We start from the raw sequence: 10,649 nt of genomic DNA, 5'->3' as shown, positions 1-10,649 counted from the left end.
AAGCACATTCCGCTGCTCTTCCGGCAGTGCACGCCAGCGGGTGTACCAGTCGGAGGGATGCGGGGTGGGTTCGTCGAGCAGCCCGAAGTCCGCGATGCTGCCGTCGGGCAGGGGCAGCACGACCTTGATCCGCTGGTCCGTGCCCCAGGCGGCGAAGTTCCGCAGGCTCTCGCCGGCGAGCGTCAGCCGGACGAACCGTGGGCTGAGCATCGTGCGCCTGCGCACCTCGACGGGGAACGCGCTGTACGCCCACGGCCGCTCGGCGTCCTCGAATCCGCTCACGATCGCACTCCCCTCTGAGCGGAGCGGCCGGCCGAGGGTACGGATCCGCGCAGCGGCACCACGAGAGGCCCGCCCGTGACCGGATCGGCGATCACGACGTTCTCGAGACCGAAGACCTCGTGCACGCGCTCGCTCGTGATCACCTCGCGCGGCGGTCCCTCGGCGACGATGCGTCCATCGCGCATGGCGATGATGTGAGTCGCGTAGCGTGCCGCGTGATTGAGATCATGCAGCACCGCCACCAGCGTGCGGCCCTGCGCGTTGAGGTGCGCGAACAGTTCCATGAGCTCCACCTGATGCGCGACGTCGAGGAAAGTGGTCGGCTCGTCGAGCAGCAGCAGGTCGGTCTCCTGCGCGAGCACCATCGCCACCCACACGCGTTGGCGCTGGCCACCCGAGAGCGCGTCGACCGGACGCGCCGCCAGGTCGGCGGTCCCGGTCGCCTCCAGTGCCTGTCGAACGGCCCGCTCATCGGCGTCCGACCACTGTCGCATCAGGTTCTGATGCGGATAGCGGCCACGCGCGACCAGGTCGGCGACCGTGATCCCGTCGGGAGCCGTCGCGCTCTGCGGCAGCAGCCCGAGCCTGCGGGCGACCTCCTTCGCCGGGTACGAGCCGATCGTCTGCCCGTCGAGCACGACACGTCCGCCCGACGGAGCGAGCAGCCGCGACAGACCTCGAAGAAGCGTCGACTTGCCGCACGCGTTCGGGCCGATGATGACGGTGAAGCCGCCGTCTGGCACCTCGACAGACAGATCGCGCACGATCTCGGTGCGGTCGTACGACAGGCTGATCGCCTCGGCCGACAATCGCGACGCGCGGGTGTCGGAGGACGGAACGTGCTCGGGCGAGGACGGGATTTCAGGCACGGCGGCGGATCTCCAGGATGATCATGAGAACGAGGTAGGCGCCGCCGACGGACACGGTGACGACGCCGACGGGCAGCGATGCGGGCAGCGCGTGCTGCGCGATGAGGTCGGCGCCGAGCAGCAGCACCCCGCCGAAGAGTCCCGAGAGCACGAGCGACAGGTGCGGGGTGCGGGCGACGAGGCGCGCGATCTGGGGCGCGGCGAGAGCCACGAACGCGACGGGGCCCGCGACCGTGGTCGCCGCGGCGACGAGCGCGACGCCGATGAGCAGCGCCCCGGCGCGGATCGCGCCCGGTCGCACACCGGTCGATGCCGCCATGTCGTCGCCGAGACCGAGCTGGCGCAGCCGCGGCACGAGCAGGAAGGCGCCGACGACGAAGGGCAGAGCGCACGCGAGGGCTCCCGTGAGCGGGCCGGCCGTGACGCCGTTCAGCGATCCGGTGCCCCAGGCCGAGGCGAACATCGCCGTCTCGAGCTCGATCTGCAGCAGCATCCAGGTGTTCAGAGAGGCGAGGATCGCCGAGACGCCGATTCCGACCACGATCAGGCGGAACCCCTGCACCCCGCCGCGGGCGGACAGCAGCCAGATCACCGCGGCCGTGACGAATCCGCCGAGGAGCGATCCGGCGGTCAGCACCGGCCAACTGCCTGACACGAGCACCAGTGCGAGCAGCATCCCGGTGAACGCACCGTTGGACAGGCCGAGGATGTCGGGGCTCGCGAGCGGGTTGCGCGTCACGGTCTGGAACAGTGCGCCCGCGATGCCGAGAAGAGCGCCGACCGTTACCGCGGCGAGCGCCCTCGGGAGTCGCCACTCGATCACGACCGCGCGGTCCATGGCGTCTCCGCCCCCGAGCAGCGTCTGCATCACCTGCTGCGGCGTCAGCGGATAGGCGCCGAGTGCCAGAGCGAGAACGGCCAGCACGCACAGGACGCCGACGGCGATCACTCCCGCGACGATACTGCGCTGACGCACCGGCATCCGCAGGGGTCCCGCGCGAAGGATCCGCCGGCGGTACCCGACGTCGGTGAGCGTGGTCACTCGTGACTCGCTCACAGCGCACTCGCCCTGCGCCGGCGCGCCAGCACGATCAGCACAGGAGCCCCGACGAATGCCGCCACGATGCCGACCGGCACCTCGGCCGGGGCGATGATGATGCGACCCAGGACGTCGGCAAGAAGCAGGATGACCGGCGCCAGCACGGCGGAGAGCGGCAAGATGATGCGCTGATCCACGCCGAAGGTCCAACGGATCACGTGGGGCACCATCAGGCCGATGAAAGAGATCGGACCGGCGAGGGCGGTGGCGGCGCCGGCCAGCAGGGTGACGGCGGCGATGACGCCGACGCGGATGCCCACGACGTTGGCCCCCTGCGCGCGGGCGACGTCTTCACCGAGGCCGATGGCATTCAGTCCCGGGGCGAGCAGCAGCGCGAGCACCAGCCCCGCGACCACGAACGGGAGCACCGGCAGGATGACGTCGACACCGCGACCGAGGAGCGACCCCGCATTCCAGCTGCGCATGGAGTCGAAGGCATCGGGGTCGCTCAGCGACAGTCCGGTGGTGAGGCCCGAGAGCACGGCCCCGAGCGCGACACCGGCGAGCGTGAGCCGCAGCGGGTCGGCGGAGCCGCGTCCCGAGGATCCGATCAGATAGACGGCCACCGTGACCACGAGCGCGCCGAGGAATGCGAGCCACACGAACTGCGACACATCGCGCAGACCGAGAAAGGTGACGCCCAGCGCGACGGCGAGCGCGGCACCGGCATTGACGCCGAGAATGCCGGGATCCGCGAGCGGATTGCGGGTGAAGGCCTGGATCAATGCACCAGCCACCCCCAGCGCGACGCCGGCCACGATGCCTGTGACGGTGCGGGGGATGCGCAGATCGAACACGATGTAGTCGGTCTCGGGTGTCCCGCCGCCCTGCAGCGTCGTCCACACCGCCTGCGGAGAGAGCGGGTTCGCACCGACCGTGAGAGAGAGCACGACGGCCAGCGCGAGAGCGACCAGGAGGACGATCGTTCCTCCTACCGCGCGCAGGCCGCGGTGCGGAGAACGTCGGCGCCGCATGTGCGGCGCCGACGTCTCGGTCAGGGAGAGAGCGGTCAACGGCTCGCTTCGAGGTACGTCTCGATGTCGTCGAGCACGGCCTGCGCGCCCTTGGGCCCGACACCCGACACCCAGTAGCTCGTGTCGACCGGGGTCACCGACGGGAAGGCGTCAGCGTTCTGGGTGATCGCTGCGGGGATCTCGGAGGTGTCGTCGACGTCGGTCACCGTGACGAACACGTGATCAGCCTGTGCCGAAAGGATGTTCTCCGGCGAGAGGTCGGCCTGCAGTCCGTCGGCCCAGTCCTGCTCGGGGATCGTGAACCCGGCGCACTCGAGCAGGCTGCCCGAGAACGAGACCGGCCCGTAGAGGCTGAGCGTCGTCTCGTCCCGCGGACGGATCAGCTGCGCGGTCTGACCGTCGACGTCGTACTCGTCTGCCAGCGCCTCGCAGCGCTCGTCGACAGCGGCCAGCAGATCGGCGACCTCGCTCTCACGACCCAGCGCCTCGCCGATGAGCAGCGCGTTGTCGCGCCACGGGTCAGCCTGAGTCTCGATGAACACGGTGGGGGCGATCGCCGCGAGCTGCTCATAGAGCTCGGAGTGCCGCGCCTCGGTGCCGAGGATCAAGTCGGGCTTGAGCGCCGCGATCGCCTCGAGATCGGGCTCGGGCACGGTGCCGACCGGCTCGACGCCGTCGGCGCCGAGGTAGGCCGGTGCACCCGTGACGTTGCTGGCGACCGCGCTGCCCACGGGCTCGATGCCGACGGCGACGGCGGTGTCGAGCTCGAGCGGCTCCAGCGTCACCACGCGCTGCGGGTCGTCGGGGACGGCCGTCGTGCCGCGGGCGTGCTCGACCTCGTGCGTGCCCGAGGAGTCGGCGGGTTCGTCGGTGGCGGCGGTGGGGTCGGCGGCGCAGCCGGCGAGCAGGAGCAGTGCGCAGGTCGAGGCGGCGAGGGCCGCAGAGGCGCGGCGACGGAGGCGGGAGGGCATGGTGAATGACCTTTCGGGACCGGGAGGGGGACGACATCGAGACGAATCGATGTTGGTTAGGCAACCCTAACAGGAACCCTTCGCCGGCGCCGTGCGGGGAGGTCGCTCAGAGCACGTCGGCGATGACCTCGAAGGTGCGCTCAGGCGCTTCCACCTGCATGTCGTGGTGGACGCCGGCGATCCGGCGGACCTCCCACCCTTCCCGCTCGAGCCCCTCGGCCATCGCGTCCGGCAGCACCGCGGGCGATTCGTCGGAGAGCACGATCGTCGACGGCACAGCGGGAGCTGCGACCTCGACCGGATGGAACGCCACCTCGCGGAACACCCCGATCGCCATCTTCGAGTCGAACAGCTTCTGACTCCTCGTCATCGATTCCCGGATGCTCTCGGGATACGCCGCACGCTGGGCGGCGCTGCGGCGCGACTGACGAAGGCCGACGACGCCGAGGGTGAGGGCGGGGATCGCCCAGAAGGCGCGCCCGGCGACGCCGGTGGTGGGCAGCGCGAGCCCGAAACCGGGGTCGAGGTAGATCGCGCGCTGGGGGCGCAGCCGCTCGACGGCGCGGACGAGCACCGACCCTCCGAGCGAGTGCCCGACCACGCAGTGGAGGCCCTGCGGCAGCGACTCGACGACATCGCCGGCAAGGTCTGCGAGCGTGTACGACGGCGCGCGGTCGCTGCGCCCGTGGCCGCGAAGATCCACCGTCGTGACGGTGTATCGTCCCGTGGCGAGCATCCGTTCGATCAGCGGCTGCCAGGTCGTGCCGTCGGCGCCGAGACCGTGGATGAGTGCGACGTGCCGTTCGCCCGTGCCGGTGGTCGTCGTGTGAAGGAGCATTCCGTCATTCTGCCCGAGCGGCGCGCTTCGCCTGCTGGAAGACGCGGATCGCCTCGTATCGCTCGGCCGAGCGCGCCTGCCTCTTCTCACGCTGCTCGTCGCGATTCTTCGGCGGCGCCGTCGTGACGAGACCGTCGAGCAGAAGTCGCACGGACTGCTCGATCTCGGCCACGGCCCGGTCGAAGACATCCTGATTCGCCCGCGAGGGGGCGTTCGCGCCCGAGATCTTGCGCACGAACTGCACGGCGGCCTCGTGACACTCGACATCGGTCGCCGGCGGCTCGAGATTGTTCAGCGGGATGATGTTGCGGCACATGACTGTCAGGCTAGATCGCTGAGCGTGGGAGTCAAGGGGTGTGCGCCGCAGGAGCTGCGCACGGTCAGTCCGGGCTGCATCATGAGGTGCCGCGGAGCAGATCGCTCATCGCCGTCCTCGGCGATCCGATCCATCAGTGTGCGCAGCGCCTGCTGACCGAGATCGCGCCCCGGCGCGGTCACCGCTGTCAGAGGCACGAACGCCAGCGCCGCACTGTCGTCGTCGTACGCGATCACCGCGAGATCCTCGGGAACGCGGATGCCGAGATCCGCCGCCATCTCGACCAGGCGCGCCGCATGCACATCGGTGTGCACGAGCACCGCTCGAGTGCCCGTCGATGCGCACGCGTCGAGCACCCCGGCGAGCGCGTCATCGAGATCGTCCTCGTCGTCTTTGGGCAGCGACACCTCGGGGGCCGACTCCAGACCGAGCTCGGACACGGCACGCGCATACCCCTCCCGGATGAGGGGTGCTGTCGGGGTGCGGTCGAACAGCGCGAGGGCGACACGCATGTGACCCATCGCGGCGAGGTGCTCGACAGCCACCACCGCGCCGCCCGCGTGATCGGTGCGCGCACTGTCGAAGGCGGCGAGGCCCGTGGATCGCAGCCGACGCTCGAGGAAGACGATCGGCACGGGGATCGTGCGCACCCACTCGAGCAGGTCGGCCTCGCTGCGGTCGCGGAGCGTCGGCGCCAGGATGATCCCGTCGACGCCGAGCTCGACGAGCCGCTCGACCTGGCGGCGCTCGAGGTCGTGCCGGTACTGCGACGTGGCGAGGATCAGTCGAGCGCGGAGCGCCTGCGATGCCGCATCCATCCCCTTGACGATCACCGGAAAATGCCCCACCGAGCTCGGCACCACCACGCCGATGTCGGTGCGTGCGGACTGCGGGGTCGTGGGCGCCGTCACTCCGATGGCCCCGCCGTGCACCCGGGCGAGCAGCCTTGCGCTCTCGAGCTCGAGGATGTCGCGGCGGATCGTCACCTGGGCGACGCCGAGCTCGTCGGCCACCTGCGCCGCACTGACGCTGCCGTGCAGTTCGAGCTGGCGCAGGAGGTGCTCGTGCCGCGCCCTCGGCAACAGGTTCTGTGCAGTCATCTCCGCGCCTTCGCGTCGAGTCGTCAACATGCTCGCTGTCGCAGGTTGATCGAAATTGTCCGAACGGTGTCGTGAGTACAGGAGCGTAGTGCACGATCGGAGGGTGACGGTGATGCACGATGACTCCAGCCCGCGGTTCGACGGCAGTCGCCGGGCGTGGCAGGAACTCGCGGATTCACTGCTCGCCGCGACCACGACGCACGCTTCACCCGCGGGCTCCCTCCTGCGCATTCCGGGGCCGTCGAGCGCATCCGGCCCCTGGAGCGATGGGATGGAGGGCTTCGCCCGGACGTTCCTGCTCGCCGCCTTCCGCGTGCGCGGCGCCGACGGAGACGACCCGCACGGCCTGCTCGACCGATTCCGCGCAGGGCTCGTCGCAGGCGTCGACCCGACGAGCCCCGAACGATGGCCCACGATCGCCGAGCGCCGTCAGGCGGTCGTGGAGGCGGCATCCATCTCGATCGCCCTCTCGGAGACCCGCCCCTGGCTGTGGGATCGTCTCGCCGACCGAGAACGCCAGCAGGTCGTCGACTGGCTCGCGGGGGTCGTGGGAACCGCCGGGTACACGAACAACTGGATCTGGTTCCAGAACGTCATCGAGGCATTCCTCGCCCAGGTCGGCGGACCCTGGAGGCAGGACGACCTCGACCGCAACGCCGAGATCGCGGAGGGTCTCTACATCGGCGACGGATGGTACTCCGACGGGGCAGGGCCCGCGGGGGCCAGACAGAGCTTCGACTACTACGCCGGCTGGGCCTGGCACGTCTATCCGCTGCTGCAATCGCGCATCCGCGGGGAAGCGCTCGCACCCGTGCACCGCGACCGTCTCGCCGCCTTCATCGATCAGGCGAAGGACCTCGTCGGCTCCCGCGGAGCACCCCTGCTCCAAGGACGATCGCTGACCTACCGATTCGCGATGCTCGCCCCGTTCTGGGCGGCGGCGATCGCCGGAGTCAGCCCCCTGCCGACGGGCGCCACCCGAGCCCTCGCAACCGATGTCGTGTCGCACTTCCTCGATGCGGGCGCCATCGACGAGCGAGGACTGCTGCCGATCGGCTGGCACCGCGGGTTCCTGCCACTGCGCCAGCTGTACACGAGCGGCTCGTCGCCGTACTGGGCGAGCAAGGGCTTCCTGGGTCTGCTGCTCGCGGATTCTCACCCCGAATGGTCGACGACTGCCTCGGCGCCCGATCGCCAGCAGGTCATGACACGGGCGCTCGACGCCCCGGGATGGCTCGTCGTGAACACCGCAGCGGACGGCATCGTGCGCGTGCTGAACCACGGATCCGACGGATTCCGCGGACCCGCGGGTGCCGTGCGCACCGACAACCCGTTCTACCAGCGTGCGGCGTACTCGAACGTCACCTCTCCCGAGCTGTCGCCCGAGGCGATCGCCGCGCCTCTGGACTCCCACGTGGCCCTTCTCGATTCCCGTGGTCGTCCGTCTCACCGCGACGCGATCGAACGCGTGCACCTGACAGACACGGTCGCCGTGTCGCGCTCGCGCGTGCACTGGCTCGACACGGAGAGTGCGGATGCCGCCGCCTGGGTGACGCTGCGGCGCGGCCCTGTCGTGACCACGGCCACGGTCGTGCACGGCATCCATGAACTCAGGGTCGCGTGGTGGACGCCGGCCGACACCGAGCCGCACCCGATCGCGGCGCTCGACGGCGACTCCGCCTGGCCGGAGGACACCGGGCCCTGGCGCTTCCGCATGGGCGGCTGGCCGATGCCCATCGACACCGATACCGGCATCGACACAGATACCGAGACCGACACCGCCACCGCCGGCGGCGGGGCGGCCGCATCCACCTCGCGATCCGACGGCCTCGTGACCGCTGTGCTCCCCATCCGTGGATTCGACCTCAGCGGCATCGAGGTACGCGGCGGCGGCAACCCGTTCACCGCGCGATCGGCGACTCCGTGGGCAGCGCAGTCGACCCCAGCCGCGGCGGGAGAGTTCGTGGCGGCGCTCGTGGTGCTGGCCGGTCTCGCGCCGGACGGCGCCGCGGTCGACGACCCCTCGGTGCTCGCGGGGGTCGACGTCGACGGCGGCGGCAGTAGCGACGGCGGTGGCCTGCGGGTGCGCTGGGCCGACGGCACCGTCGACCTCATCCCGACCGGCGGCGAGGTACGCGCATGAATTCCCCGATCGCGGCGTTCGCCCTCGAAGACGAGGCTCTCATCCCCCAGCTGTTCACACCCCAGGCCCTCACCCGCCTGCGAGCTCTCGTCCGTCTCGACGAGCGCCCCATCGCTCCCGCAGACCCCGGAGCACTCAGAGCGGCGACCGATGCCGAGATCCTGATCACCGGATGGGGAGCGCCCGCGCTCGACGCCGGGATGCTCGACGCCCTGCCGCGCCTGCGAGCCGTCTTCCATGCGGCCGGCACGGTGAAGCGGATCGTGTCGCCCGAGCTGTGGGAGCGCGGCATCCGCGTGTCCAGCAGCGCCGATGCCAACGCGGTCCCGGTGGCCGAGTACACCCTCGCGATGATCCTGCTCAGCGCGAAGAGCGCGCTGGCGTCCGCTGATGCGTACCGGCGGGTGCAGGACATGTCGCTCGCCCGCCCCCGAGGAGATGTCGGGGCCTTCGGGATCACCGTGGGCATCGTCGGCGCCTCCCGCATCGGACGCCGCGTGCTCGACCTCCTGCGTCCGTTCGACATCGCCACCGTGCTCTACGACCCGTCGCTCTCGGCTGTGGATGCCGCAGCCCTGGGCACGACGCTGGTATCGCTGCCCGATCTGCTGCGGGTGAGCGACATCGTCAGCTTGCATGCTCCCTCGCTGCCCGCGACCTACCGGATGCTCGGTGCTGCCGAGCTCGCGACCATGCGTGACGGCGCGACGCTGATCAACACCGCGCGCGGCTCGCTCGTCGACACCGACGCGCTCGTCGCCGAGCTCACGACCGGAAGGCTTCGGGCCGTGCTCGACGTCACAGACCCCGAGCCGCTGCCCGCCGGGCATCCGCTCTTCTCCGCCCCCGGTGTCACGCTGACCCCGCACATCGCAGGATCCCTCGGCAACGAGCTGCGCCGCATGGGCAGCCAGACCGTCGACGAGATCGAGCGGTTCGTGACGACGGGCAGTCTCGGCTTCGAAGTGCGTCACCGCGATCTCGCCACGATCGCCTGAGCCTCGACGCCGACGCCGCCCCCGACGCCGAGACGGCACGAGACGAGCGACGAGAACGACGAAGGGCGGCGGTACGATCCGTTCGCACCGCCGCCCTTCGTCGACGTGTCGTGGCAGTCGGTCAGCTGATGGCCTCGGCCTCTGCCCACCACCGGTCGACGAACTCGTCGACCGTGATCGTGCCGTACATCAGGTCTTCGTTGAGGCTCACCCAGGTCGCCTCGAGCGTGGCGAACGAGGCGGGCAGCGCCGGGGTGCTCACCGTCTCGTACTGCTCGAGGGATTCCCGGTACGCGAGCGACTTCGCTTCGAGCGAGTCCTCGGGGAAGTCCAGCGCCTCGAGCTGCCCCGAGTCGGCAGGGATTCCCCGCGACGTTCCGAAGACCTCGGAGACACCGGGATCGGTCGCGAGGAAGTCGAGCAGCAGCGCGGTCTCTTCAGGGTGCTCCGTGTTCGCTGCCCCCGCGAGGTGGAGCACCGTGTAGAACACGGCCTTCTCGCCGTCGGGCCCGGTGGGAACCGGGAGCGTCTCGAGGCCTTCGATGTCGGTGTATCGCGAGAAGAAGCTGTCCCACGTGAGCGTGCTCGCAGCCTCGCCGATCGCGAAGCCGTCTGCGGGCGAGATCTCGGTGCCCCGCGACGGCGGGAAGAATGCGGCGGCGTCGCGCAGCGGGGTCGTGGCATCGAGGAACTCCGCGATGTCATCCTTCGTGAAGGCGAACGATCCGTCGTCCTCGAACGGCTCCTCGCCCTGCTGCAGCAGCCACTGGATGAAGAACCACATCGTCAGCCCCTGGTCGAAGCCGCCGAACACCGGCTTGCCCTCGGCGGTGGTGACGCCGGTCTCGGTGACCTCGGCGATCCAGTCGTTCAGGTCGTCCCAGGTGTAGTCGGGGTCGAGCGGCTCGACGCCGGCCTCGGCCACCACAGCCGGGTTGACGAACAGGCCGAGCGTGCCGGTGCCGATGGGCACCCCGTACTGCGAGCCGTCGACCGTGGCGGCGTCGATCACGACGTCCTCCATGCCCGACACGTCGATCTGCTCACCGCGATACGGCG

At 70.3% G+C, this 10,649-nt stretch carries 11 protein-coding genes; 2 read left to right on the top strand and 9 right to left on the bottom strand.

From position 1 onward, the window contains the following. The 8 genes from J7E68_RS05430 to J7E68_RS05395 all read right to left on the bottom strand — a co-directional run. The coding region (locus J7E68_RS05430; RefSeq protein ID WP_311416409.1) for a siderophore-interacting protein at nucleotides 1-282 on the bottom strand (282 nt) is incomplete at its 3' end. After that, on the bottom strand, nucleotides 279-1,151 hold the full coding sequence (locus J7E68_RS05425) for an ABC transporter ATP-binding protein (protein WP_215170575.1): 873 nt from the start codon (nucleotides 1,149-1,151) through the stop codon (nucleotides 279-281). The genes J7E68_RS05425 and J7E68_RS05430, both read right to left, overlap by 4 nt. After that, nucleotides 1,144-2,208 carry an iron chelate uptake ABC transporter family permease subunit gene (locus J7E68_RS05420; protein ID WP_311416408.1) on the bottom strand — a complete coding sequence of 355 codons (1,065 nt, stop codon included), beginning with the start codon at nucleotides 2,206-2,208 and terminating at the stop codon, nucleotides 1,144-1,146. Before J7E68_RS05420 ends, J7E68_RS05425 begins: the two co-directional genes overlap by 8 nt. Continuing rightward, the gene (locus J7E68_RS05415; RefSeq protein WP_251048674.1) at nucleotides 2,205-3,263 is read right to left on the bottom strand and encodes an iron ABC transporter permease; all 1,059 of its coding nucleotides are present in this window, start codon (nucleotides 3,261-3,263) and stop codon (nucleotides 2,205-2,207) included. The genes J7E68_RS05420 and J7E68_RS05415 overlap by 4 nt, the downstream gene beginning before the upstream one ends. Then, nucleotides 3,260-4,195 (bottom strand): iron-siderophore ABC transporter substrate-binding protein, encoded by a 936-nt coding sequence (locus tag J7E68_RS05410; protein WP_215170573.1) that lies wholly within the window; start codon nucleotides 4,193-4,195, stop codon nucleotides 3,260-3,262. The genes J7E68_RS05415 and J7E68_RS05410 overlap by 4 nt, the downstream gene beginning before the upstream one ends. A 106-nt stretch (nucleotides 4,196-4,301) precedes the next feature. Beyond that, nucleotides 4,302-5,033, bottom strand: coding sequence for an alpha/beta fold hydrolase (locus J7E68_RS05405; RefSeq protein WP_215170571.1), 732 nt, complete (start codon nucleotides 5,031-5,033; stop codon nucleotides 4,302-4,304). A gap of 4 nt (nucleotides 5,034-5,037) precedes the next feature. Beyond that, nucleotides 5,038-5,349 carry a DUF2277 domain-containing protein gene (locus tag J7E68_RS05400; RefSeq protein ID WP_215170569.1) on the bottom strand — a complete coding sequence of 104 codons (312 nt, stop codon included), beginning with the start codon at nucleotides 5,347-5,349 and terminating at the stop codon, nucleotides 5,038-5,040. Nucleotides 5,350-5,354: 5 nt separating this feature from the next. After that, complete coding sequence (locus tag J7E68_RS05395; RefSeq protein WP_215170567.1) at nucleotides 5,355-6,449, bottom strand: LacI family DNA-binding transcriptional regulator; 1,095 nt, start codon at nucleotides 6,447-6,449, stop codon at nucleotides 5,355-5,357. Between the two features lie 112 nt (nucleotides 6,450-6,561). Here J7E68_RS05395 and J7E68_RS05390 point away from each other — a divergent pair, with 112 nt between their 5' ends. Further along, nucleotides 6,562-8,592: a DUF2264 domain-containing protein gene (locus tag J7E68_RS05390; protein WP_215170565.1), complete on the top strand. Its 2,031-nt coding sequence runs from the start codon at nucleotides 6,562-6,564 to the stop codon at nucleotides 8,590-8,592. Next, nucleotides 8,589-9,590, top strand: coding sequence for a hydroxyacid dehydrogenase (locus J7E68_RS05385; protein ID WP_215170563.1), 1,002 nt, complete (start codon nucleotides 8,589-8,591; stop codon nucleotides 9,588-9,590). The genes J7E68_RS05390 and J7E68_RS05385 overlap by 4 nt, the downstream gene beginning before the upstream one ends. 121 nt (nucleotides 9,591-9,711) lie before the next feature. Here the strand turns inward: J7E68_RS05385 and J7E68_RS05380 are convergent. Continuing rightward, nucleotides 9,712-10,649: ABC transporter substrate-binding protein (locus J7E68_RS05380; RefSeq protein ID WP_215170561.1), on the bottom strand; the 938-nt coding region annotated here is incomplete at its 5' end.

The sequence above is a fragment of the Microbacterium sp. ISL-103 genome, assembly GCF_018613995.1.
Taxonomy (GTDB): Bacteria; Actinomycetota; Actinomycetes; order Actinomycetales; family Microbacteriaceae; genus Microbacterium.
Note: the sequence above shows the minus strand (reverse complement) of the source record. Positions and strands in the feature narration are given on the sequence as shown.

Excerpts from the sequence above, each read along its gene's own strand:
- J7E68_RS05405 (WP_215170571.1), bottom strand. The coding sequence starts at position 5,033 with ATGCTCCTTCACACGACGACCACCGGCACGGGCGAACGGCACGTCGCA.
- J7E68_RS05400 (WP_215170569.1), bottom strand. The coding sequence starts at position 5,349 with ATGTGCCGCAACATCATCCCGCTGAACAATCTCGAGCCGCCGGCGACC.
- J7E68_RS05410 (WP_215170573.1), bottom strand. The coding sequence starts at position 4,195 with ATGCCCTCCCGCCTCCGTCGCCGCGCCTCTGCGGCCCTCGCCGCCTCG.
- J7E68_RS05395 (WP_215170567.1), bottom strand. The coding sequence starts at position 6,449 with ATGACTGCACAGAACCTGTTGCCGAGGGCGCGGCACGAGCACCTCCTG.
- J7E68_RS05385 (WP_215170563.1), top strand. The coding sequence starts at position 8,589 with ATGAATTCCCCGATCGCGGCGTTCGCCCTCGAAGACGAGGCTCTCATC.
- J7E68_RS05390 (WP_215170565.1), top strand. The coding sequence starts at position 6,562 with ATGCACGATGACTCCAGCCCGCGGTTCGACGGCAGTCGCCGGGCGTGG.